Annotated in this window: 24 protein-coding genes; 12 read left to right on the top strand and 12 right to left on the bottom strand. The window is 73.1% G+C overall.

The genetic code is table 11. The annotated features are described in order from the left end of the window. Positions 1-156 precede the first annotated feature (156 nt). Both EIY87_RS11750 and EIY87_RS11745 read right to left on the bottom strand, forming a co-directional pair. Positions 157-1,092, bottom strand: a complete 936-nt coding sequence (locus tag EIY87_RS11750; protein ID WP_125307742.1) for a carbohydrate kinase family protein — start codon at positions 1,090-1,092, stop codon at positions 157-159. Then, positions 1,089-1,739: a class II aldolase/adducin family protein gene (locus tag EIY87_RS11745; RefSeq protein ID WP_125307741.1), complete on the bottom strand. Its 651-nt coding sequence runs from the start codon at positions 1,737-1,739 to the stop codon at positions 1,089-1,091. Before EIY87_RS11745 ends, EIY87_RS11750 begins: the two co-directional genes overlap by 4 nt. Positions 1,740-1,793: 54 nt before the next feature. Here EIY87_RS11745 and EIY87_RS11740 point away from each other — a divergent pair, with 54 nt between their 5' ends. Beyond that, complete coding sequence (locus EIY87_RS11740) at positions 1,794-2,402, top strand: TetR/AcrR family transcriptional regulator (protein WP_125307740.1); 609 nt, start codon at positions 1,794-1,796, stop codon at positions 2,400-2,402. Here EIY87_RS11740 and EIY87_RS11735 read toward each other — a convergent pair. From EIY87_RS11735 to EIY87_RS11725, 3 genes are read right to left on the bottom strand one after another with little or no spacing between them, the layout of a single operon-like run. Further along, positions 2,356-3,231, bottom strand: coding sequence for a class I SAM-dependent methyltransferase (locus EIY87_RS11735; RefSeq protein WP_125307739.1), 876 nt, complete (start codon positions 3,229-3,231; stop codon positions 2,356-2,358). The genes EIY87_RS11740 and EIY87_RS11735 overlap by 47 nt on opposite strands. A 1-nt stretch (position 3,232) precedes the next feature. Continuing rightward, on the bottom strand, positions 3,233-3,577 hold the full coding sequence (locus tag EIY87_RS11730; RefSeq protein ID WP_125307738.1) for a VOC family protein: 345 nt from the start codon (positions 3,575-3,577) through the stop codon (positions 3,233-3,235). Between the two features lies 1 nt (position 3,578). Then, positions 3,579-3,731 (bottom strand): ribbon-helix-helix protein, CopG family, encoded by a 153-nt coding sequence (locus EIY87_RS11725; protein ID WP_086863900.1) that lies wholly within the window; start codon positions 3,729-3,731, stop codon positions 3,579-3,581. A 166-nt stretch (positions 3,732-3,897) separates the two neighbouring features. Between EIY87_RS11725 and EIY87_RS11720 the strand changes: the two genes are divergently transcribed. Further along, a complete protein-coding gene (locus EIY87_RS11720) occupies positions 3,898-5,442 on the top strand; it encodes an alkaline phosphatase D family protein (RefSeq protein WP_125307737.1) in 1,545 nt (514 codons plus the stop codon). Between the two features lie 104 nt (positions 5,443-5,546). Further along, positions 5,547-7,418 (top strand): glycoside hydrolase family 27 protein, encoded by a 1,872-nt coding sequence (locus tag EIY87_RS11715; RefSeq protein ID WP_125307736.1) that lies wholly within the window; start codon positions 5,547-5,549, stop codon positions 7,416-7,418. A 1-nt stretch (position 7,419) separates the two neighbouring features. Here the strand turns inward: EIY87_RS11715 and EIY87_RS11710 are convergent, their stop codons facing one another. The 3 genes from EIY87_RS11710 to EIY87_RS11700 form a co-directional block, all read right to left on the bottom strand. Next, positions 7,420-8,334 (bottom strand): alpha/beta hydrolase family protein, encoded by a 915-nt coding sequence (locus EIY87_RS11710; RefSeq protein ID WP_225439828.1) that lies wholly within the window; start codon positions 8,332-8,334, stop codon positions 7,420-7,422. A 195-nt stretch (positions 8,335-8,529) separates the two neighbouring features. Continuing rightward, positions 8,530-9,597: a DmpA family aminopeptidase gene (locus EIY87_RS11705; protein ID WP_125307734.1), complete on the bottom strand. Its 1,068-nt coding sequence runs from the start codon at positions 9,595-9,597 to the stop codon at positions 8,530-8,532. Then, positions 9,594-10,196 carry a TetR/AcrR family transcriptional regulator gene (locus EIY87_RS11700; RefSeq protein ID WP_125307733.1) on the bottom strand — a complete coding sequence of 201 codons (603 nt, stop codon included), beginning with the start codon at positions 10,194-10,196 and terminating at the stop codon, positions 9,594-9,596. Before EIY87_RS11700 ends, EIY87_RS11705 begins: the two co-directional genes overlap by 4 nt. Before the next feature lie 119 nt (positions 10,197-10,315). Here EIY87_RS11700 and EIY87_RS11695 point away from each other — a divergent pair, with 119 nt between their 5' ends. Further along, a complete protein-coding gene (locus EIY87_RS11695) occupies positions 10,316-11,692 on the top strand; it encodes an APC family permease (protein ID WP_125307732.1) in 1,377 nt (458 codons plus the stop codon). A gap of 265 nt (positions 11,693-11,957) precedes the next feature. Here the strand turns inward: EIY87_RS11695 and mftR are convergent, their stop codons facing one another. Further along, the gene (gene mftR / locus EIY87_RS11690) at positions 11,958-12,578 is read right to left on the bottom strand and encodes a mycofactocin system transcriptional regulator (RefSeq protein WP_125307731.1); all 621 of its coding nucleotides are present in this window, start codon (positions 12,576-12,578) and stop codon (positions 11,958-11,960) included. A gap of 109 nt (positions 12,579-12,687) precedes the next feature. Between mftR and mftA the strand changes: the two genes are divergently transcribed. Genes mftA through mftD form a run of 7 tightly spaced genes read left to right on the top strand, consistent with a single transcriptional unit; the run spans position 12,688 to position 18,260 of the window. Beyond that, positions 12,688-12,789 carry a mycofactocin precursor MftA gene (mftA, locus tag EIY87_RS11685; RefSeq protein ID WP_125307730.1) on the top strand — a complete coding sequence of 34 codons (102 nt, stop codon included), beginning with the start codon at positions 12,688-12,690 and terminating at the stop codon, positions 12,787-12,789. Further along, a complete protein-coding gene (gene mftB / locus EIY87_RS11680) occupies positions 12,779-13,060 on the top strand; it encodes a mycofactocin biosynthesis chaperone MftB (protein ID WP_125307729.1) in 282 nt (93 codons plus the stop codon). Before mftA ends, mftB begins: the two co-directional genes overlap by 11 nt. Beyond that, entirely contained in the window at positions 13,060-14,202 is a 1,143-nt protein-coding gene (gene mftC, locus EIY87_RS11675; RefSeq protein WP_125307728.1) for a mycofactocin radical SAM maturase, read from the top strand. The genes mftB and mftC overlap by 1 nt, the downstream gene beginning before the upstream one ends. After that, positions 14,202-14,885, top strand: a complete 684-nt coding sequence (mftE, locus tag EIY87_RS11670) for a mycofactocin biosynthesis peptidyl-dipeptidase MftE (protein ID WP_125307727.1) — start codon at positions 14,202-14,204, stop codon at positions 14,883-14,885. The genes mftC and mftE overlap by 1 nt, the downstream gene beginning before the upstream one ends. Beyond that, a complete protein-coding gene (locus tag EIY87_RS48330; protein WP_225439827.1) occupies positions 14,882-15,664 on the top strand; it encodes a mycofactocin-coupled SDR family oxidoreductase in 783 nt (260 codons plus the stop codon). The genes mftE and EIY87_RS48330 overlap by 4 nt, the downstream gene beginning before the upstream one ends. After that, the gene (gene mftF / locus EIY87_RS48325; RefSeq protein ID WP_225439826.1) at positions 15,661-17,070 is read left to right on the top strand and encodes a mycofactocin biosynthesis glycosyltransferase MftF; all 1,410 of its coding nucleotides are present in this window, start codon (positions 15,661-15,663) and stop codon (positions 17,068-17,070) included. Before EIY87_RS48330 ends, mftF begins: the two co-directional genes overlap by 4 nt. After that, entirely contained in the window at positions 17,067-18,260 is a 1,194-nt protein-coding gene (gene mftD, locus EIY87_RS11660; protein ID WP_125307725.1) for a pre-mycofactocin synthase MftD, read from the top strand. The genes mftF and mftD overlap by 4 nt, the downstream gene beginning before the upstream one ends. A gap of 22 nt (positions 18,261-18,282) precedes the next feature. Here mftD and EIY87_RS11655 read toward each other — a convergent pair whose 3' ends face one another. From EIY87_RS11655 to EIY87_RS11645, 3 genes are all read right to left on the bottom strand, one after another. Beyond that, positions 18,283-18,837, bottom strand: coding sequence for a snapalysin family zinc-dependent metalloprotease (locus tag EIY87_RS11655; RefSeq protein ID WP_125307724.1), 555 nt, complete (start codon positions 18,835-18,837; stop codon positions 18,283-18,285). A 149-nt stretch (positions 18,838-18,986) separates the two neighbouring features. After that, positions 18,987-19,544, bottom strand: coding sequence for a TetR family transcriptional regulator (locus EIY87_RS11650; RefSeq protein ID WP_125307723.1), 558 nt, complete (start codon positions 19,542-19,544; stop codon positions 18,987-18,989). Positions 19,545-19,546: 2 nt separating this feature from the next. Beyond that, positions 19,547-21,034, bottom strand: coding sequence for an MFS transporter (locus tag EIY87_RS11645; RefSeq protein WP_125307722.1), 1,488 nt, complete (start codon positions 21,032-21,034; stop codon positions 19,547-19,549). A 111-nt stretch (positions 21,035-21,145) separates the two neighbouring features. On the opposite strand from EIY87_RS11645, the gene EIY87_RS11640 reads away from it, so the two are divergent. Further along, the gene (locus EIY87_RS11640) at positions 21,146-21,376 is read left to right on the top strand and encodes a hypothetical protein (RefSeq protein ID WP_125307721.1); all 231 of its coding nucleotides are present in this window, start codon (positions 21,146-21,148) and stop codon (positions 21,374-21,376) included. Positions 21,377-21,471 lie beyond the last annotated feature (95 nt).

The raw sequence follows: 21,471 nt of genomic DNA, 5'->3' as shown, positions 1-21,471 counted from the left end.
TCAAGTCAAGGGTTGCCAATGCAAGAATGCGTCAGCACGCGCGCCGGTCGGTCCAAAGCGCCCCAATGTGGCGTTGGTTGCGTCTGACGCACCGAACGCCACATTGGGTGCGCTGGACGCACCCAACGCCACATTGGGGTGTTCGGGGTGAGCGGGTCAGGCGAGGGTCGGGGTGACCTCGGCGAACGTGTCCGCCGCCGCGAGGTCGAAGTCGCCGTGGTCGCTGCCGAGGCCCTGTGCCACCAGTGCGGCCGCCGCGCTGCCGAGCACCGCCGCGTCGCGCACCGAGCGGCCGAGGCCGAGGCCGCGCAGGAACCCTGCCGAGAAGGCGTCGCCGCAGCCGGTCGTGTCCACCACCGGTACGTCGAACGCGGGTACCGCGATGGTCTCCTCCGCCGTCACGACCACCGCTCCGCGCGCGCCGCGTGTGACCGCTACGCAGCCGACTCCCGCATCGAGCAGCGCGTGGGCGCCGGCTTCGGAGGTGGCCGCCTTCGTCAGGCCCAGCAGCTGTTCCTCGTTCGGCAGCAGGTAGTCCAAAGCGGACAGTGCGGGCGCGAGCCAGGCCAGGACGCCGGGGTCGCCGGGGGCGAGCAGGTCCGCCGACGTCACGACGCCCGCCGCGCGTGCCGGGGCGAGGATCTTCGCCGCCTTCTCGCCGCCCATCAGCTCCGGCCCGCCCAGGTGCAGGTGGGTCGCGCGGGCGATCTCCGGCGCCGGGGCGTCGGACGGCTCGTAGGTCAGGTTCGCGCCGGGGACGTGGAACGCGGGCCGGCTGCCGTCGGCGCGGATGGGCAGCACCGACGCCGACGTCTGCACGCTGTCGCGGCGCACGACCAGGGACGTGTCGACGCCGTGGCGGGCGAGCATCGCCAGCAGCAGGTCGCCGACCGGGTCGGTGCCGATCGCGCCCGCCGTGCGGACCGTCGCGCCCAGCTTCGCCAGCGTGACCGCCGTGCCCGCGGCGGTGCCGGCCGGGCCGAACCGGATCTGCTCGACCAGGGTCGCGCCCTGGCCGTCCGGGATGGCTTCGACCGGGCGGACCTGCACGTCGAACACGTGCGCCCCGAGCGTCACGACCGTCTGCGTCACCGCCCGTACCCCCGGCGCACGGCCGCGGCGACGACGGCTTCCTGCTGAGCGGAGTCCAGGACCCGGGGTGCGCCGAGCGTCGCGGCCCGCACGTACAGCCCGCACGCCCATTCGAGCAGCAGCGCGTTGTCGACCGCGGCTTCCAGCGTCGGGCCGTGGGCGACCGCGCCGTGGTTGGCCAGCAGCGCCGCGGACTTGCCCTCGAGCGCGGTGAGGGTTTCCGCGGCCAGCTCCGCCGACCCGAAGACGGCGAACGGCGCGACCCGGATCGCGCCGCCGAGGGCCAGCTGCTGGTAGTGGACGCAGGGCAGTTCGTCGAGCACCAGCGACACCGCCGTGGCCTGCGGGGAGTGGGTGTGCACCACCGCGCCCGCGCCGTAGCGCCGGTAGATCCCCAGGTGCAGCTCCAGTTCCGAGGTCGGGGCGCGCTCGCCGGCGACCACCGCGCCGTCCAGGTCGACGACGGTGACGTCGTCCGCCGTGGCCCGGCCCAGCACGACGCCGGTCGCGGTCACCGCCACGTGCTCGCCCACCCGCACGCTCACGTTGCCCGCGCTGCCGATGAGCAGGCCTTCGCCCGCGAGCCCGTGACAGGCCCTCGCCACCGACCGCCGCGCTTCGCCGAGCGTCGAACTCGCCACTGCCATGCGCCGAGGCTAGGATAAATCCGAAACAAAGTCACGTTCAGGTTTGGGGAGCGGATGACCGAGGGCCGGCTGCGCCGGGTGCCGCGCCAGGCGCGCTCGCGGGAGAAGCTGGCCAGGGTGCTCGCGGCCGCCGACCGCCTGCTCGCAGACGAAGGCGTCGAAGCGCTGACGACGACCCGCGTCGCCGCCGAGGCGGGGGTCCCGGTCGGGACGCTCTACCAGTACCTTCCCGACCGCGAAGCGATCACCGAGGCGCTGGCCGTGCGATACCTCGCCCGGCTCGAAGACCTCATGCGTTCCTTCGCCGAGCGGGCGGAGCAGGAGGCGTGGGACGACCCGGTCGGCCTGCTCGTCGACGCGTTCGCCGGGCTCTACCGCGCCGAACCCGGCTTCCGCGCCCTGTGGCTGGGACGCGGCCTCACCGACGGCGCCCGGGAAGCCGACCGCGCGCACAAGCGCGTGATGGCCACCGGCGTGCACCGCATCCTGGTCGCGCAGCACCTCCTGCACGACGACTACGCGGCCGCGGTCGCCTGCCGAACGGCGTTCCTCGCCGCGGACGCCGTGCTCCAGGAGGCCTTCCGCGGTGACGGCGCGCCTGAGCTTCTGGATCCGGTCAAGACGATGCTGCGGGCGTACCTCGGGCAGCTGCCCCGGCCGTAGCGACGAGGAACTCCTCGCCGCGCGCGATCCGCAGTCCGTCCGACCGGCCCGCGAAGTAGCGCTCGTCCAGCTCGGCACCCGAAACGTGCACTGCCTCAGCGAACCCGGCTTCCCGGGCGAGCGCCAGCATTTCCTCGGGGGAGAAGGAGCTGACGAACGGGGTGCCGGCGGCCTTCGCCTTGCTCGCCGTGGCGCGGTGCCGGGCGCGCTCGTCGTCGGCGAGGAGTTCGGGTGGCAGCATGAACGTCATCGCCAGCGTGGAGCCCGGGGCGAACCCGGCGATCCGGCGCAGCGTGGCCGCGTTCGCCGCCTTCGACAGGTACATGCTGACGCCGGTGGACGCGACGACCGCCGGTTCCTCGGCCGCGAAGCCCGCCTCCGCCAGCCGGTCCCACCACGACGCCGCCTCGAAGTCGACCGGCACCAGCCGCAGCCACTCGGGTACGCCGAGGCCGAGTTCGTTCAGCCGCAAGCGTTTCCACGCCTGTGGGCCGGGCTGGTCGACTTCGAAGACACGCAGGCGCGACGCGACTTCCTTGCGGCGCAAGGCAAAGGTGTCGAGGCCCGCGCCGAGGATGACGTACTGCCCGACACCGCGGGCCGCCTGCTCGACGACCAGGTCCTCGACGAACCGGGCCCGCGCGACCATGCCGGCCCGGTAGCGGCCGGCGCCGGCCGGGTCCATGTCGTCGCGGTCGCGCCAGCCCGCGCCCGGATCGGCCAGGCGCAGGCCGAGTTCGTCGGCGAACACGTGCGGCGGCGGGTCGGCCACGACGTGCAGGGCCCGCCACAACGCGGTCCGCACCGCGGTGCTGTCCGGCGCGGTCACGTCAGCCCGCCGCCGGCGCGGACAGCGTCCACGTCCGCCCGTCGGGGTCGCGGACGGTCATCTCGCGGGTCCCGTAGTGGGTGACCTCGAACGGGGTAACGACCTCGACGATGTCGTCGGCCCGGAACGCGTCCGCGTCGGGCACCTTGAAGACGACCTGCTGCCGCGGTTCCCGGCTTTCGGGCACCTCGGCGATGAACAGGTACGGGCCGTCGCCGTTGCGGAGCAGCCCCGAGTTGTGGTCGGTCGCGAAGTCGATTTCGTAGCCCAGTGCCTGGAAGAACTTGGCCGCCTTGCCCCAGTTGTGCGTCTCCAGGTACACGGCGTCGATGCCCTCGGTCGTCATGTCAGTGCTCCTCTTCGGTCCGGAGGTAGGCGCGCAGCGCTTCGGCGACCAGTGCCGACAGCGACTGCTCCGTTTCGACGGCTCGGTGCTTGACCTGCCGGATCAAGCCGACCGGCAGGTACACGTTGAACTGCTTGACGTCTTCATCGCCCACGGACCCGACCCTAGCATGCTAGCAAGCTAGCCGTCACGCTCCGAATCTGGCGGGATCGCCATCACCAATCCGGGTGTACACCACCGGGTCACCACGATGTCGCACCGTGGTCATTCGGCGAATTTAGCTTGAGGGCCGCATTCGGTCTTTTCGGAAGAGGTGACACATGGCAGGCACACCGTCGCGACGACGGGTCCTCCTCGCGGGTACGGCCGCGCTCGGCGCCGCCGCGCTGTCCGGGGTTCCCGCCGCGGCCGCGGAAGGCGCCGGGTCCGCGCCGGTCCGGTCCCCGTTCACGCTGGGCGTCGCCTCGGGCGACCCGCTGCCCGGCGGCGTGGTGCTGTGGACGCGGCTCGCACCCGAGCCCCTGGCGCCCGACGGCGGCATGCCCGCGCGGCCGGTGCCGGTGAGCTGGCAGGTCGCCGAGGACGAGCGGTTCCACCGCGTCGTCGCGGCGGGCGCCGGACTCGCCCGGCCCGAGGCGGCCCACGCGGTGCACGTCGAGGTCGGCGGGCTGCGGCCGGGCAGGGAGTACTTCTACCGCTTCCGCGCCGGCAGCGAGCTGAGCCCGGTGGGCCGCACGAAGACCGCGCCGCGGCCGGGCGCGCGGACCGACCGGTTCGCGTTCGCCTTCGCCAGCTGCCAGAACTACCCGGAGGGCTTCTACACCGCCTACCGGCATATGGCGGAGGAAGACCTGGACCTGGTCGCGTTCCTCGGCGACTACATCTACGAAGGCGGCGCCCAGGGCACGATCGGCCGGGGCCACGCGCCCGCCGCCGAGATCTGGACGCCGGCCGACTACCGCATCCGGCTCGCGCAGTACAAGACCGACCCCGACCTGCAGGCCGCGCACGCCGCGTTCCCGTGGGCGGTCGTGTTCGACGACCACGAGGTGGAGAACAACTGGGCGGGCGACATCTCCCAGCCCGACACCGAGCCCGACCAGGACCCGGCGGTGTTCCGGCAGCGCCGCGCGGCCGCGTTCCAGGCCTACTACGAGCACATGCCGCTGCGGCGGGCCCAGCGCCCGGCCGGCCCGGACATCCGGATCCACCGCAGGCTGACCTTCGGTGACCTCGCCGACGTCCACCTGCTCGACACCCGGCAGTTCCGCGACGACCAGGAGGTGTCGCCGCAGCAGCGCCTCGACCCGGACCGCACGATCCTCGGCGCCGCGCAGAAGGCGTGGCTGCTGGGCAACCTGGCCGGCCCGACCGCGCGGTGGAACATCCTGGCGCAGCAGGTGTTCTTCTCCGCCCGCGACTTCACCGCGGGCCCGGAGCAGAGCTTCAGCGACGACGCCTGGGACAGCTACCCGGTCGAGCGCGACTTCGTCCGCGACCACCTGGCGAAGGCGAGCAACCCGGTGGTGATCACCGGCGACGTCCACGCGAGCTACGTCGCCGACATCAAGGCCGACTTCGCGAACCCGGCGTCGGCGACGGTGGGCACCGAGCTGGTGGGCACGTCGATCACCTCGGGTGGCGACGGTGTCGAGCAGAACGCCGGCGATGCGGTGCAGCTGAGCGAAAACCCGCATCTCAAGTTCGTCAACCGGAAGCGGGGGTACGTCCGCAACGTCGTCACGCGGACGGAGTGGACGGCGGATTACCGCGTGGTCGACTACGTTTCGCGGCCGGGGGCGCCGGTGAGCACCCGGGCGAGCTTCGTCATCGCCGACGGGGAGGCGGGTGCCGTCCGGCGGTAGTTCCGCCGTTCGCCGCTTGACGGCTGATCGCCGCGCCGTTCAGAATGCAAGCCGGACAACGCTTGTTAGCGTTAACATTCTGACGACGAGGTCGGAGCGATGCCGTGAAGCTGCGCTGGTTGCTGTCCGTGGTCCTCGCGTTCGCCGGAGTCGTGCCGGGGGCCGGGGTCGCCGTCGCGGCGGAGGTGGCCGTGCCGCCGCCCGTCATGGGCTGGGCGTCGTGGAACACCTTCGCCGCGAAGATCGACTACTCCGTCATCAAGGCGCAGGCCGACGCGCTGGTGTCCGCGGGCCTCAAGGACGCCGGCTACAGCTACGTCAACATCGACGAAGGCTGGTGGCAGGGCACCCGCGACAGCGCCGGCAACATCACCGTCGACCCCGCCGAGTGGCCCGGCGGGATGTCGGCGATCGCGGATTACCTGCACGAGCTGGGGTTGAAAGCCGGGATCTACACCGACGCCGGGCGCGACGGGTGCGGGTACTACTACCCGACCGGCCGCCCGGCGGCGCCCGGGTCCGGCAGCGAGGGCCACTACCTGCAGGACATGCTGCAGTTCCAGCGCTGGGGCTTCGACTTCGTCAAGGTCGACTGGTGCGGCGGCGACGCCGAAGGGCTCGACCCGGCGAGCACGTACCGGGCGATCAGCGACGCCAACCGGGCCGCGACCGCGCAGACCGGGCGGGCGCTCGCGCTGTCGATCTGCGACTGGGGCAAGAAGAACCCGTGGAACTGGGGGCCCGGCACGGCCCCGATGTGGCGCACCGGCACGGACATCATCTACTACGGCCAGTCCGCGACCCTGCCACAGGCGCTCACCAGCTTCGACCAGGCGCAGCACCCCGTCTCGCAGCACACCGGGTACGTCAACGACCCCGACATGCTGACCGTCGGGATGCCCGGCCTCTCCGCCGCGCAGGGCCGGACCGAGTTCGGGATGTGGGCGGTCTCCGGGGCACCGCTGCTGGCGGGCAACAACCTCGCGACAATGAGTGCGGAGACGGCGAACATCCTGAAGAACCGGGAAGTCATCGCCGTCGACCAGGATTCCCGTGGCCTGCAAGGGGTCAAGGTCGCCGAGGACGCCGCCGGGCTCCAGGTCTACGGGAAAGTCCTGAGCGGTACCGGAAAACGCGCGGTGCTGCTGCTCAACCGGACATCGTCGGCGGCGACGATGACCGCGCGCTGGGCCGATCTCGGCCTGACGCCGGCCGCGGCGCGGGTCCGGAACCTGTGGGCCGCCGCCGACAAAGGCAGCTACAGCACCGGTTACCGCGTCAGCGTGCCGGCCGGTGACTCGGTGCTGCTGACCGTCGAAGGCACCGACGCCGCGGCCGCGCACGGCACTACGGTCACCGCGGCCGCGACCGGGCTGGCCGTCGCGACCTTCACCTACAGCGCGACCACCGCGCAGGCCGCGACCCTCGCGGTCAACGGCCAGCAGCCGACCGCCCTCGCCTTCCCGGCGACCGGGGGAGCGGCCAAGAGCGTCTCGGCGGTGGTCTCCCTGGGCAAGGGCACGAACACCCTGAAGCTCACGGGGGCGCCACCGCCGGTCACCGACGTCGCGGTGCTGCCGCTGCCCGGGACCGCCGGGGTCCAGGTCGTCGGCACGCAGTCGGGCCGCTGCCTCGACGTGAACGACAACAGCATCGCCAACGGCGTCCAGGCGCAGCTGTGGGACTGCGCCGCCGGGCCGAACCAGACGTGGGCGCCGGTGCGCGGCCAGCTCGTCGTGAACGGCACGAAGTGCTTGGACGCGTACAACAACGGCACGGCCAACGGGACGGCCGTCGTCATTTGGGACTGCAACGGCCAGCGCAACCAGCAATGGACGCTGAACGCGAACGGGACCGTCACCAACGCGCTGTCCGGGCTGTGCCTGGACGCGAGCGGCGCCGCCACCGCGAACGGCACGAAGATCATCCTCTGGGCGTGCGGCGGCGGGGCCAACCAGCAGTGGACCCGAAGGTGACTCAGCGGGGGTAGCGCGCGAAGAAGGCGCTCAGCACCGCGCGCTGGGTGGCCAGGCTGCGGCCGGGGTCGATCGTGCCGACGTACGGCGCGATCGACCCCGGGCCGAGCCCGAGCCGGGGGAGGAGAACCTGGTAGTCGGTGTAGCTGAAGTGCTCGCCGTCGGGCAGGTGGTGCTCGCGGACCGGCCCGCGCTGGTGGCGCAGGAACTCCTGCCAGGAACCGTCGGACGCGGCGCTGTGGTCGCCCGCGCTCAGCAGGAGGAACGGCCGGTCGAGGCCTTCGGTGGCGATCCGGCCGTAGTCGCGGTTCGACTGGGAGTACGCCATGCTGCCGTCGAGGTCGGCGCCCGCGTCGACGCGCCGGTCGGAAACCATGGTCTCGCCGGTGGTGAAGCCGCCGCCGGAGTGGCCGAACATGCCGATCCGCGAAAGGTCCAGGGAAAGCCGCGGCAGTTCCCGCCGCTCGGCGTCGGGATTCCCGCCCCGGGCCAGGGTTTCCAGCGCGTCGAGGACGAACCGGGTGTCGGCCACCCGGGTGGCGATGAGCTGCTTGCCCGCGTCCGGGCCGGACGGCAGCACCCGCCGTTCGACGCGGCCGCCGGGGAACTCCACCGCCGCGGGCTCGTGCGTGTGGTCGATCGCCACCGTCACGTAGCCCTCGCTCGTGAGCTGTTCGAGCAGCGCCGTCCCGACCGAACGCGGGTACTTCGCGCTGGGCGAATAGAGCAGGACCGGCCGCGGTCCGCCGGTCGCGGGAGCGCCGGTGCGGGCGTGCGTGGGGAAGGTGTAGTCCAGCCGGTCGGCCGGGATGCCCAGCTGGCGCGAGTCTTCTTCGGCCACCGGCCCGGCGGCACCGGGGGTCAGATAAGGCGTCTTGGGGCCACCCGGGTGCGCCAGGTACCGCACGGTGATCATCAGCTCCCGGGTCGTGCCCGCGACCCACGGGTCCGGCCGGGCGTGGTCGACGAGGTGCAGCTCGGTGCTGCCGACGGCGTACGGGCCGGTGGGCGCGGGCAGCCGGTGAGCCCGGCGGCTAGCGCTTTTCGCATCCTTCGACCGTATTGCCGGGTTCGGCGCCGGACATCGGGATGATCACCGAGAACGACCCCGTCAGGGACCCGTCCAGTGCGCGATCGGCAGCGCGGGCGCGCGGTGCCCGCGGTGGCCGGTCATCTCCCGGCCGGCGACGAGCGCGTTGAGCACGGCTTCCTCGACGGCCTGCACGACCGCTTCGAAGAACGGGTCGATCCGGCCCCACGGCACGAACCGGAGGCTTTCGTACTCGGCTTCGGTGGTGCGCGGGAAAGCGCTCGTCAGCGCGCCGGGGTTCGCGGTGCTGAAGGCGAGGAACAGGTCGCCCGAGAAGTGCGAGCCGGTCGTGCCGGTGCGGGCGAGGCCGAGCGGGACGCGCCGGGCGAGCGCCGTGCACTGCCCGGGCAGCAGCGGTGCGTCGGTGCCGATCACGACGATCACCGAACCCGCGCCGGGTGGCGCCGGGGCCCAGTCCGCCATCGGGTCGTCGGCCGCCAGCAGCGTTCCCACCGGTTCCCCGGCGACCGTGAGTTCGCGGCGGCTGCCGAAGTTGGCCTGCACCAGCACGCCGACGGTGTACTCGTCGGGGCCGTAGGCCACCAGCCGGGACGCCGTGCCGGTGCCGCCTTTGAAGCCGTAGCACGTCATTCCCGTGCCGCCGCCGACTGAGCCCTCCTCGAGGGCGCCGCCGCACGCCGAGTCGAGTGCTGCAACAGCGTGTCCACTGTGGATCGTCGCGGCGTTGATGTCGTTGAGGTAGCCATCCCAGGTCTCGGCGACGACCGGCAGCAGCCACTCCGCCGCGACGTCGGGCCGCTCGCGCACCACCCAGTCGATCACGCCGCGGTGGCACGGCCCGACGGCGTGGGTGTTGGTGATCAGCACCGGCAGGGCCAGCGAGCCGGTCTCGGCGAGCCAGGCCGTGCCGGTCATTTCCCCGTTTCCGTTCAAGGAAAACGTCCCGGCCGCGCACGGCACGGCGAAGTCCGCGCGGCCGCGGGGAAGGATCGCGGTGACGCCGGTGCGCACCGAGTCGCCCTCGACGAGCGTCGTGTAGCCGACTTCGACGCCGGGGACGTCGGTGAGCGCGTTGTGCGTGCCGGGCCGGCCGGGCAGCGTGATGCCCAGGTCGCGGGCACGGGTCATGACAGGTCCTCCAGGCTGCAGGCGGTGCGGGCGAAGGAAAGCAGCATGGCTTCGGCGGTGTCCCGGTCCACAGTGGGCACGGCCTGGGTGAGGTGCAGGCCGTAGCCGTCCTCGAGCGCGACGAGGTTCCGCGCGATCGCGACCGGCTCGGCGGTCAGGGTGAAGTCGCCGGTCGCCGCGCCGGCTTCGAGGATGCCGGCGTAGATCCGCACCTGCCGCTCGAACAGCGCGACGTGCCGGGCGGCGTACGCGGGGTCGCGGCGGGCGATCGTGCCGAGTTCGTAGAGCAGCACGCACAGTTCGTCGGACGGCCCGGTGGGCAGGCCGCTGCGGATCGTGGCGAGCAGCCGCTCCCGCGGTGTCCCGCCGCGGGCGGCCTCTTCCCGCTGGGTGCAGAACCGCTCGACGGCTTCCTGCTGCACCTCCCGCAGGAGGTCGGTCAGGGTGGGGAAGTAGTAGAGCACCGAGCCCGAGGACAGGCCGGCGCCGTCGGCGATGTCCCGCAGCCGCAGGTTGAGGACCCCGCGCTCGACGACGGCGCGGCGCGCCACCGCGATCAGCTCGGCCCGCCGCTCGGGGGCCCTGCTCGGTCGTGCCATGCGGTCATTGTTCGAATGATCTTCGAAAAAAGCAAGTACTTGACTAGCTGGCTTCAAGCGCCTTTGATGCGTGCTCACCCGGTTTTTCGAAGGAGCTTCAGAGAACTGGAGGCCCGCTCGTGACCACCCCCGCCCTGCGCCGCGGCCTGCGCACCCTCGGCACCCTGCTCATCACGCTCTCGGCGATCAGCCCCGCGTCCTCGGTGTTCATCATCGCGCCGGGCGTGCTCGCCGGCGCCGGGAGCGGCGCGTTCTTCAGCTTCGCGGCCGCGGCGGTGGTCGGCGTGTTCATGGCGTTCGTCTACGCCGAACTCGCGTCGGCGTTCCCGGTGGCCGGCGGCGAGTACGCGATCGTGGCCCGCACGCTGGGCCGCCTGCCCGGGTTCGCCGTGCTGGGGCTGATGATCGTCACGCAGGTGCTGATCGTCGCGGTGATCGCGCTCGGCGTCGGGACCTACCTCGGCGTGCTGTTCCCGGGCCTGCCCGGGCCGGCGGTCGCGGCGGTGACGTGCCTGCTGGCGGCCGTCGTCGGGGTCTTCGACATCAAGCTGAACGCGTGGGTGACCGGCGTCTTCCTGGCCATCGAGATCCTGGCGCTGGTGGTGGTCGGCGCGCTCGGGCTGCTGCACCCGGCCCGCCCGTTCACCGACCTGCTCGCCCACCCGGTGGCGCCCGGCGGCGGCCCGGCGACCATCGGCGCCATCGCGATCGCGACGTCGGTGGCGATGTTCGCCTACAACGGCTACGGCTCGGCGGTGTACTTCGGCGAGGAGACCCAGGACGCACCCCGCGGCATCGCCCGCGCGATCCTCCTGGCGCTGGCGATCACGGTGGTCGCCGAGCTGGTCCCGGTGACGGCGGTCCTGCTGGGCGCACCGGACCTGCCCGCGCTGTTCGGCGCGGAGAACATGCTGTCGGCGTTCATCACCGCCCGCGGCGGCGGCACGCTGGATACGGTGCTCAGCCTGGCGGTCGCGCTGGCGATCGTGAACGCGGTGCTCGCGATCGTCCTGATCAGCTCCCGCCTGGTCTTCAGCAGCGGCCGCGACCGCGCCTGGCCGGGCACGGTCAACCGCGCGCTGTCGGCGGTCCACCCCCGCTTCGGCACTCCGTGGGTGGCGACCGTTGGCACCGGGATCGTGGCGGCGGCACTGTGTTTCGTGGACCCGCAGCTGCTGCTGGTGGTGACGAGCACGTCGATCGTGGCCGTCTACGCGGCCCTCTGCCTGGGCGCGATCATCGGCCGCCGCACGGGTTCGACGGCCCACGCGCGGTACCGCATGCCGTGGTTCCCGGTGGCCCCGGTGCTGGCCCTGGCGGTGCTGGTGTTCGTGGTGTACCAGAACGTCCTGGACCCGGCGGTGGGCCGCCCGAGCCTGCTGGTGACGGCGGGGATCGTGGTACTGGCGATGGGGTACTACGCCCTGGTACTCCGGCGGCGCGGTGGGTGGGAACTGGCCGCGCCGGTGGAGGAGGAGCAGCTCGCCCGCGACTGACTCCCACGGCAACGGTGCGGCCGGGCTCGCAACACCAGCCGCCGGTCACCCGCTCGTCGGGGCGACTTTGCCGGGCCTCTGACAGCGGGACCCAGGGCAGAGGGTGCGGCGGCTTGCTCGGCGGCAGCATTTCCGGCGTCCTGAATGACTCATTCAGGTCTTCGGAGGTCCTGAATGAGTCATTCAAGACGCCGCAGGCCCACCCGGCGCGACTTTGCCGGGAACCTGACGTCCGGCGTTCAAGACGCGGCTGCCGCGGCTGACGTCAGTCCCCGGGTTCGCTGACCGCCGGGTCGGCGAACCCGCTCGCCAGCGCCCGCAGTGCCGCGTCCAGGTACACCGTGAGGTCCGCGTCCGCCCGCGCCGACCAGCGCTCGTACGCCGCGCGGCACGTGGCCAGCACCGCGCGGCCGACCGCCAGCGGGTACAGCGCGTCCGCGGGCTGGCCGGTTCGGGCGCCGACGTACGCGCTGACCGCTCGCTCCCACGCGTCGTAGTGGCGGGTCGCGCTGGCCGCCAGTTCCGGGACCGAGCTGAGCAGGTGCATCCGCATCCGGAGCTCCGGGACGTCCTCGGCGCGGTAGTGGTTGGCCGCGATGACCGCCTCGCGGACCGCGTCCAGGATCGGCAGGTCGGCGTCGGCCGCGGCGAGGTGCTCGGTGATCGTGCCGACCTCCGCGTCGAACTCGTTCCAGAGGACGTCGGACTTGGCGTCGTAGTAGCGGAAGAACGTGCGGCGGCTGACGCCCGCGGCCGCGGCGATCTCGTCGACCGTCGTCTCGTGGAAGCCGCGCTCGGTGAACAGCCGCAGCGCGATGACCTCCAGTTCGCGGGCGCTCGTGCCGGGTGGCCTGCCGCGGCGGGCCGCGGGGGTGCGTTGGGTCATCCGGGTGCCGTTCCCTTTCCGGGGGTTGTTTCCGACACCGCGTGACATTACTCTGCTCGATATTCGTCACTGTGTGCCGAAAAGAAGTCCCCGTGCCGAAGGAGTCACGATGACCGAGAAGATCGCCGAAGAGCCCGTCGAGGAGACCCCGGTCGCCGAAGACCTGCTGGTCGAGGAGGTCTCGATCGACGGGATGTGCGGTGTCTACTGAACCGTTCGACCTGGACGCGGCCTGGCGGCTCGACAGCCGGGTCGCGATCCGGCCGGAACGGTTCGGGGCGCTGCTGTACCACTTCGGCACGCGTCGCCTGTCCTTCCTGAAGAGCCCGGCCCTGCTGGCCGTCGTCCGGTCACTGGACGCGCAGCCGAGCGCCCGCGCCGCCTGCGCCGGCGCCGGGGTGGGCCCGCCCGAGCTGCCGCGCTACCGCGCCGCGCTGGCCGCACTGGCCGAGTCGCGGATGATCCAGCCGAGGAGTCTCTGATGTCCCTTGTGGACGAATTCCAGTACGGGCTCGACGCGCCCATCTGCCTCACCTGGGAACTGACCTACGCCTGCAACTTGTCCTGCGTGCACTGCCTTTCCTCCTCCGGACGGCGGGACCCGCGCGAACTGTCCACAGCGGAGTGCAAGGCGCTGATCGACGAGTTCGAGCGCATGCAGGTCTTCTACGTCAACATCGGCGGCGGCGAGCCGACCGTGCGCCCGGACTTCTGGGAGCTCGTCGACTACGCCACCGAGCACCACGTCGGCGTCAAGTTCTCCACCAACGGCGTCAAGATCACCCCGGAGGTGGCGCGCCGGCTGGCCGCGAGCGACTACGTCGACGTCCAGATCTCCCTGGACGGCGCCACCGCCGAGGTCAACGACCACGTCCGCGGCCCCGGCTCGTACGCGACGGCGATCCGCGCCATGCGGCACCTGGCCGACGCCGGTTTCGAGAACTTCAAGATCTCCGTGGTGATGACGCGCCACAACGTGAGCCAGCTCGACGCGTTCAAGGCGATCGCCGACCGCTACGGCGCCCAGCTGCGGATCACGCGGCTGCGCCCGTCCGGCCGCGGCGCCGACACCTGGGACGAGCTGCACCCGACCGCCGCCCAGCAGCGGGAACTCTACGACTGGCTGGTCGCGAAGGGCGAGAACGTCCTCACCGGCGACTCGTTCTTCCACCTGGCCGGGTACGGCGGCGGCGGGCTGCCGGGCCTGAACCTGTGCGGCGCCGGGCGGGTGGTGTGCCTGGTCGACCCGGTCGGCGACGTCTACGCGTGCCCGTTCGCCATCCACGACACCTTCCTGGCCGGAAACACCCGGTCCGAGGGCGGCTTCGCACGGGTCTGGCGTGAATCCGAGCTGTTCACTTCGTTGCGCAGCCCGCAGAGCGCCGGCGCGTGCACGTCGTGCTCGGCGTTCGACGCCTGCCGGGGCGGCTGCATGGCCGCCAAGTTCTTCACGGGGCTGCCGCTGGACGGGCCGGACCCGGAATGCGTGCGCGGCCACGGCGAACTCGCGCTGGCGGGCGTCACGAGCGTCCCGAAGCCGTCGCTGGACCACTCCCACCGGCGCCGCCCGGTCCCGGTGACCATCGGGATGCGGCGGCCCTGCGACGAGAACCCGCTGGCCTGATGGTCCGCCTCGCCGACCTGACCTCGCCGGACGTCGCCGCCCGCGCGGCGTCCGGCGCGATCCTGGCGGTCCCGGTCGGCGCGACCGAGCAGCACGGCCCGCACCTGCCGCTGACGACCGACACCGACATCGCCCTCGCCCTGTGCGATCGGCTGGCGGAGGCGCGTCCGGACGTCGTGGTGGCTCCCGCGGTCCCGTACGGCTCGAGCGGCGAGCACGCGGGCTTCGCGGGGACGCTCTCGATCGGCCAGGAGGCGACCGAGTTCCTGCTGCTGGAACTGGGCCGCTCGGCGGCGGAGACGTTCGGGCGGCTGCTGTTCGTGTCCGCCCACGGCGGCAACGCCGGCCCGGTGACCCGCGCGGCGGCCCGGCTGCGGGCGGAGTCGCGGGACGTTTCGGTGTTCTCGCCGAACTGGGCGGGGGAGCCGCACGCGGGCCGGGCGGAGACGGCGCTGCAGCTGGCGCTGCGGCCGGGCGGTGTCCGGATGGACCGGGCGGTGGCGGGGGACCGGCGGCCGATCCGGGAGCTGCTGCCGCTGTTGCGGGAGGGCGGGGTGCGGGCGGTGACGGCGACCGGGGTCCTCGGCGACCCGAGGCCGGCGACCGCGGTGGAGGGGACGGAGTTGCTGAGCGAGCTGACGGCGGCGCTGGTGTCGCATGTGGACGGATGGGGGCGGGGATGACACGGACAGCGCTCGTCACCGGCGCCGCGCGGGGGATCGGGGCCGCCACCGTCCTTCGCCTGGCGCAGCGGGGTTACGCCGTCCTCGCCGTCGACTTGGCGGCCGACGATCCCGCCCTGCCCTACCCCATGGGTACCGAAGCCGAACTCGCCGCCGTCGTCGAGAAGGCCGGTGGGACCACCGCCGCCTTCGTCGCCGACGTCCGGGATCCGAGGGCCATGGAAGCCGCCGTCGCGGAAGCCGAACGGCGCTGGGGTGGCCTCGACGTCGCCGTCGCCGCGGCCGGGGTGGTCGCCGGGGGAGTGCCGCTGTGGGAGGTGCCGGAGGAGCAGGAGCGAGCGGTGCTGGAGGTCGACCTCCACGGCGTCGTCCACCTCGCCCGCGCCGCCGTGCCCGCGCTGCTGCGGCGGCCCCGGCCCCGGTCGGGCCGGTTCCTCGCCGTCGCTTCGGCCGCCGCCACGCGGGGGTTGCCCATGCTCGCCGCCTACTGCGCCGCGAAAGCCGGGGTCACGGGGCTCGTCCGGGCGCTCGGGGCCGAGCTGGGGGAGACCGGGGTGACCGCCAACGCCGTCAGCCCGGGCTCGACCGACACCCCCATCCTCGCCGAAAGCGCCCGGCTCTACGCACTGCCCGACGCGGCCGCCTTCGCCGCGCAGCAGCCGGTCCACCGGTTGCTCGACCCCGACGAGGTCGCTGCCGTGCTGGCGTTCCTGGCGGGGCCGGAGAGCGGGGCGATGACTGGCGCTGTCGTGCCCGTGGACGGAGGGCTGGCCCTGTGATCCCCCTACCGCCCGGGTTCCGCGTCGAACTCGACCGCGACACCAGGCAACTCACCGCCGACCTCCTCTTCGGCGGCTCCCCGGCCCGCGTCCTCCGGCTGTCCGCCGCCGGGCAGACCGCGCTGCGGAAGCTCGCCGACGGCCCGGTCACCGACGCCGCCACCGGTACCCTCGCCCGGCACCTCACCGACGCCGGGCTCGCCCACCCGCTCCCGCCCGAGCCCGACCACCCCGCCGACCTCACCGTGGTCGTCCCGGTGCTCGGCCGCCCGGCGCCGCTGGCCCGCTGCCTCGCCGGGCTCGGTGAGCGCTACCCCGTCCTCGTCGTCGACGACGGCTCCGAGGACCCCGCCGCCATCGCCGCGGTGGCCGCCGCGCACGGGGCGAAGCTCGTGCGCCGGGACGTCAACGGCGGCCCCGGCGTGGCCCGAAACACAGCGCTGGCGCACGTTTCCACCGAGCTGATGGCCTTTGTGGACAGTGACTGCGTGCCCGCGCCAGGCTGGGTGGACCCCTTGGCCGCCCACTTCGCCGACCCGCTCGTCGCCGCGGTCGCGCCGCGGATCCGCGCGCTCGCTCCGGACACCGCCGCCGGCCGGTACACCCGGGCCGCCTCCAGCCTCGATCTCGGGGAGCGGCCCGCACGGGTCGCGCCCGGCAGCCGGACGTCGTACGTGCCGACCGCCGCGCTCGTCGTCCGGCGGAGCGCGATCAGCGACGTCGGTGCCTTCGATCCCGCGCTGCGCGTCGGCGAGGACGTCGACCTGGTCTGGCGGCTGCACGCGGCCGGGCACCGGATCCGGTACGCCCCGGACGTCACCGTCGCCCACCACGAACCGGAAACCTGGCGCGCCCTGCTCGGCAGGCGTGCCCGCTACGGCACCTCCGCCGCGCCGCTGGCGAAACGGCACCCGGGTGCGCTCGCGCCGCTGGCGCTGCACCCGTGGCCCACCCTCACCGTCGGCGCGCTGCTGGCCGGCCGTCCGCTGCTCGCCGCGGGCGGGTTCGCCGGCGCGGTGGGCAGCATGGTCCGCACCGTGCGCGCCCACGACGTCCCGGCCGACGGCGTCGTGCGGGCGATGGCCACCGCCGTGCACCAGACGTGGCTCGGCTGCGGCCGCTACGGCACGCAGTTCGCGGCGCCGCTGCTCGCCGCCCTGCTCGTGCCGCGGGGGTGGAAGCGCCGTGCCGCCGTCGCGTCCCTGCTGCTCGGCCCGCCGCTGACCGCGTGGGCCAAGAACAAACCCGCACTCGATCCCGTCCGCTACACCGCGGCCGCGATCGCCGACGACGTCGCGTACGGCGCCGGCGTCTGGGCCGGCTGCCTGGCCCACCGCACCCTCGAGCCGGTCCGCCCGGCCTTCGTCCGCCGCCCCCTGCGCTTCACCACGAAGGGAACCCGATGAGCACCTGGTTCGAATCCGTCGCCGAGGCCCAGCGCCGCGCGAAGAAACGGCTGCCCGCGTCGGTCTACTCCGCCCTGATCGCCGGTTCGGAGAAGGGCCTCACCCTCGCCGACAACCTCGGCGCGTTCGACGAGCTGCGGTTCGCGCCGCGCACGGCGGGCCACCACGCGCAGCGCGACCTGGGCACGCACGTGCTCGGCCGCGACGTCGCCCTCCCCGTGCTGATCTCCCCGACCGGCGTGCAGGCCGTGCACCCCGACGGCGAGGTCGCGGTGGCCAGGGCGGCGGCCGCGCGCGGGACTTCGATCGGGCTGTCCTCCTTCGGCAGCAAGCCGATCGAGGAGGTGGTCGCGGCGAACCCGAACACGTACTTCCAGGTCTACTGGACCGGCACGCGCGACGACATCCGCCGCCGCCTCGACCGCGCCCGCGCCGCCGGGGCCGTCGGCATCATCCTCACCCTCGACTGGTCGTTCTCGCACAGCCGCGACTGGGGCAGCCCGCACATCCCCGAGCGGCTGACCTCGCGCGAACTGCTGCGCTTCGCCCCCGAGGGCATCACCCGCCCGCGCTGGCTCCTGGACTACGTCAAGACGCGGCGGCTGCCCGACCTGGGCGTGCCGAACATGGCTTCACCGGGCGAAGAAGCGCCGACGTTCTTCGGCGCGTACGGCCAGTGGATGCAGACGCCGCCGCCGTCGTGGGAAGACGTGGCCTGGCTGCGCTCGCAGTGGGACGGGCCGTTCCTGCTCAAGGGCGTGATCCGGGTCGACGAGGCGCGCCGCGCGGTCGACGCCGGCGTCAGCGCGCTCTCGGTGTCCAACCACGGCGGCAACAACCTCGACGGCACGCCGGCGACGATCCGCGCGCTGCCGTCGATCGCGGACGCCGTCGGCGACCAGGTGGAAGTCCTGCTGGACGGCGGCATCCGCCGCGGCAGCGACGTGGTGAAGGCGCTGGCACTGGGCGCGAAGGCGGTCCTGATCGGCCGCGCGTACCTGTGGGGCCTGGCCGCCGGCGGGCAGGCGGGCGTGGAGAACGTCCTCGACGTGCTGCGCAACGGGATCGACTCGACGCTGCTGGCGCTGGGCAAGAAGAGCGTCCACGAACTCACCCGGGAGGACGTGGTGGCGCCGGCCGGGTTCGCCGTCGGCCTCGGCGCCGCGCACGAGCGTGGCCCGGGCTCGTGAGCCCGGGCCACGCCGAGGGGGATCAGTAGCCGTAAACGGTTTCGTAGACCCGCTCGGACGCGTTCGTCGCGACCAGGCCGTTGGCCCACAGCTGGTTCACGCGGCTGCGCTCGGTGGCGTTCGGCACCGCGTTGGTGCAGGACGGGCCGGGGCCACCACCCGACATCAGCTCCGAGCACGGGCCCGAGTAGTGGTCCGGCAGCCCGAGGGCGTGGCCGGTCTCGTGCGCCGCGATGCGGGTCGGGTTGTACTGGCGGGCCTGGGTGTAGTCGATGAAGATGGTGCCGCTGCCGTGGCCGTTGGTCGAGGCGTACGAACCGCGGGGGTCGTTGCCCTCGGTGTAGCGCAGGCTCGCGCCGGAGTTGCGCTCGACCAGTCTGACGTTGGTCACGCTGCGGTTCCAGTTGGCGGCACCGGCGTTGATCACCGAGCGGAACGTCGGTGCGCTGGCGGTGCTGTAGTACACCGTCGTGACCGCGGCTTCCTGCTCGGTGGCGGCCGACGCGGTCCCCGCGGCGAGCGGGGTCATGGTCAGGGCGAGCGCGGCTGCGCCGGCCAGGGCGAACTTCCTCGACATCGGAGAACTCCTCGTGGGGACGGGGATTTGCCGGATTTGCGCGCGCTGTCGAGAATTTACCGGGAAGACACGTTCGCCGGAGCCGACTAACGTAGGGGTCGGCAAGTGGTGATTTACCACCACCTTCGTCGGGTTGACACGGGCCGCGGTCAGCTCACCCGGGTCAGCTCCAGGAGCTGCCGCTCCAGCTTCCGCGCCGCCGCGACGTCGATGCCGACGCCCCACAGCGGCGCGGTGCTCGCCCCGTCGGCCGCGGCGACCACGAGGGTGACGACGTCCTCGGGCAGCCCGTCGTCGTGGAGCTCGCGGTCCCAGCGTTCGGCGTCCGCGCGCGCCATCGCGCCGATCTCCGGGATCGAGATCAGCTGGGCGATCAGCGCGATGTTCTCCCGGACGGCGACCTCGTCCTGGGAGGTGTCCAGCGACGCGCGGACGTAGGCGCGGGTGAGCCGGCCCGGCGCGGTGTCTGCCGGGTCGAGCGCCGCGTGGACCTCGGCGCGGAAGGTGTCGAGGATGTCCTGGGCGAGCGTGCGCACCAGCGCGTCCTTGGCCGGGAAGTGGTACAGCAGCCCGCCTTTCGACACGCCCGCTTCCCGCGCGATGTCGTCGAGCGAGGCCGAGATCCCGCGCGTGCGGAGGGCGGTCGCGGCCGCGTCGAGCAGTGCCCGGCGGGTTTCTCCGGGGCCGCGTCCGGCTTTCCGGGGCATCGTCAGTCCTTTCCGGACGGAATGGTACGCCAGGCGATCAGCGCGGCGACGGCGGTGACGGCGGCCGCCGCCAGCGACGTGACCTGCATGGCGCCGGTGAAGGCGTCCCGCGCCGCCTGCGCGAGCCCCGACGCCGGGTCGAGCGTCGCCGCGGCCGAAGCGAGGGACTCGCGGACCTCGCCGGGCGCGCCGGCGGGCAGGAAAGCGCGGTACACCACGGTGACCAGCGAGCCGAGGAGCGCGATGCCCAGCGCCGCACCGAGTTCGTAGGCGGTCTCGGAGATCGCCGACGCCGAGCCCGCCTTGTCCTTCGGGACGGCGGACAGCACCGAGTCGACGGTGAGCGTCAACGCCAGGCCGACGCCGAGGCCGACCGGCACCAGCGTCAGGCCCAGCCACCAGTACCGCGGCGACTCTTCGACGACCGCGACCAGCGCGAGCCCGAGCGCGGCGACGGCCAGGCCCGCGGCGACGGCGCGGCCCTGCCCGAGCCGTCCGACGACCACGCCGACCGCGGCCACGACGGCGATCGAGGCCAGCGTCGCCGGCATCTCCGCGAGCCCGGCGCGCAGCGGCGAGAAGCCCCGGACCAGCTGCAGGTACTGGGAAAAGAAGAACAGCAGTCCCATCAGCGCGAAGACGGCGACGAAGTTCGCGAGCACCGCGCCGCTGAACGCGCCGTTGCGGAACAGGCCGACGTCGATCAGCGGATCGGCCGCCCGCCGCTGACGGCGGACGAACAGCGTCCCGGCGACGACGCCGAGCGCGGCGGCCACCGCCACCTGCGCGTCGATGCCTTCGCTGACGGCGTGCTTGACCGCGTAGACGAGCGGGACGATCGCCACCATCGACAGCGCCGCCGAGAGCAGGTCGAACCGGCCCGGGTCCGGGTCGCGCGACTCGGGGAGCAGGACCGCGCCGGCGATCAGGAAGCCGACGACGACCGGCACGTTGATCAGGAACACCGAGCCCCACCAGTAGTGCTCCAGCAGGGTGCCGCCGACGAGCGGGCCGAGCGCGATGCCGCCGCCGGACCCGGCCGACCAGATCGCGATGGCGCGGGTGCGCTCGCGCGGGTCGGCGAACAGGGTGCGGATGAGGGAGAGCGTCGAGGGCATGATCGTCGCGCCCGCGACGCCGAGCAGCAGCCGGGCGACGACGAGCACGCCGGCGGTGGGGGAGAAGGCGGCCAGGACCGAGGCGGCGCCGAACGCGGCCGTGCCGAGGAGCAGCACCTTCTTGCGGCCGAAGCGGTCGGCGAGGTTCCCCGCCGTGACGAGCAGGCCGGCCAGCGCCAGCGAGTAGATGTCGCCGATCCAAAGGATCTCGGTGGCGCTCGGCGCGAGCTCGCGGGTCAGCGACGGCACGGCGAGGTAGAGCACGGTGCCGTCGATCGCGAGCAGGAGCACCGCGCCGACGAGCACGCCCAGCGCGGCCCACCGGCGGCGGGGGCTGAGGGACGGCTGGATCGGTGCCCGGGTCGTGGTCATGCCTTTTACTATACCGTCTGGACGGTACAGTAGCGCTGGTGAGCTCGGCCACGGAATGCCGGTCGCGCCCCGGCGGTTGTGGCTACGCTGGAGGAGTCGGGAGGAGCGGGGATGACGGCCGAAGAGCTGATGATCGAGTTCGCCCTGACCCGGCTGGACCACCCGGACCTCGACCTCGAGGAGATCGCGGCGCTGGTCGTCCGCCGGGGCGGGCCGGAGCGCGAGCTGGAGTTCGCCTCCCGCAACCTGGCCGACCGCGGCGAACTGCGCGGCGCGGCCTTCCCGACGGCGGTGGAGTACGTGCTGCGGGTGGTGCTGACCCTGCGCGGCCCCTCGGACTAGCTGTTGTGCCCTGTGAGGTTGTTGACTCGGGTGATGGGTGGGCGGCCGCCGAGTGCGGTGTGGGCTCGGTGATGGTTGTAGTGGTGCAGGAACTC

It is taken from the genome of Amycolatopsis eburnea, assembly GCF_003937945.1.
Classification (GTDB): Bacteria; Actinomycetota; Actinomycetes; order Mycobacteriales; family Pseudonocardiaceae; genus Amycolatopsis; species Amycolatopsis eburnea.
The sequence above is the reverse complement of the archived record's forward strand: the minus strand, read 5'-3'. Positions and strand labels throughout refer to the sequence as shown.

Bases quoted from the DNA above. Each gene is read 5' to 3' on its own strand.
- EIY87_RS11745 (WP_125307741.1), bottom strand. From the start codon at position 1,739: ATGGCAGTGGCGAGTTCGACGCTCGGCGAAGCGCGGCGGTCGGTGGCG.
- EIY87_RS11740 (WP_125307740.1), top strand. From the start codon at position 1,794: ATGACCGAGGGCCGGCTGCGCCGGGTGCCGCGCCAGGCGCGCTCGCGG.
- EIY87_RS11730 (WP_125307738.1), bottom strand. From the start codon at position 3,577: ATGACGACCGAGGGCATCGACGCCGTGTACCTGGAGACGCACAACTGG.
- EIY87_RS11720 (WP_125307737.1), top strand. From the start codon at position 3,898: ATGGCAGGCACACCGTCGCGACGACGGGTCCTCCTCGCGGGTACGGCC.
- EIY87_RS11710 (WP_225439828.1), bottom strand. From the start codon at position 8,334: ATGATCACCGTGCGGTACCTGGCGCACCCGGGTGGCCCCAAGACGCCT.
- EIY87_RS11705 (WP_125307734.1), bottom strand. From the start codon at position 9,597: ATGACCCGTGCCCGCGACCTGGGCATCACGCTGCCCGGCCGGCCCGGC.
- EIY87_RS11700 (WP_125307733.1), bottom strand. From the start codon at position 10,196: ATGGCACGACCGAGCAGGGCCCCCGAGCGGCGGGCCGAGCTGATCGCG.
- mftR (WP_125307731.1), bottom strand. From the start codon at position 12,578: ATGACCCAACGCACCCCCGCGGCCCGCCGCGGCAGGCCACCCGGCACG.
- mftA (WP_125307730.1), top strand. From the start codon at position 12,688: ATGACCGAGAAGATCGCCGAAGAGCCCGTCGAGGAGACCCCGGTCGCC.
- mftC (WP_125307728.1), top strand. From the start codon at position 13,060: ATGTCCCTTGTGGACGAATTCCAGTACGGGCTCGACGCGCCCATCTGC.
- mftE (WP_125307727.1), top strand. From the start codon at position 14,202: ATGGTCCGCCTCGCCGACCTGACCTCGCCGGACGTCGCCGCCCGCGCG.
- EIY87_RS48330 (WP_225439827.1), top strand. From the start codon at position 14,882: ATGACACGGACAGCGCTCGTCACCGGCGCCGCGCGGGGGATCGGGGCC.
- mftD (WP_125307725.1), top strand. From the start codon at position 17,067: ATGAGCACCTGGTTCGAATCCGTCGCCGAGGCCCAGCGCCGCGCGAAG.
- EIY87_RS11655 (WP_125307724.1), bottom strand. From the start codon at position 18,837: ATGTCGAGGAAGTTCGCCCTGGCCGGCGCAGCCGCGCTCGCCCTGACC.
- EIY87_RS11650 (WP_125307723.1), bottom strand. From the start codon at position 19,544: ATGCCCCGGAAAGCCGGACGCGGCCCCGGAGAAACCCGCCGGGCACTG.
- EIY87_RS11645 (WP_125307722.1), bottom strand. From the start codon at position 21,034: ATGACCACGACCCGGGCACCGATCCAGCCGTCCCTCAGCCCCCGCCGC.
- EIY87_RS11640 (WP_125307721.1), top strand. From the start codon at position 21,146: ATGACGGCCGAAGAGCTGATGATCGAGTTCGCCCTGACCCGGCTGGAC.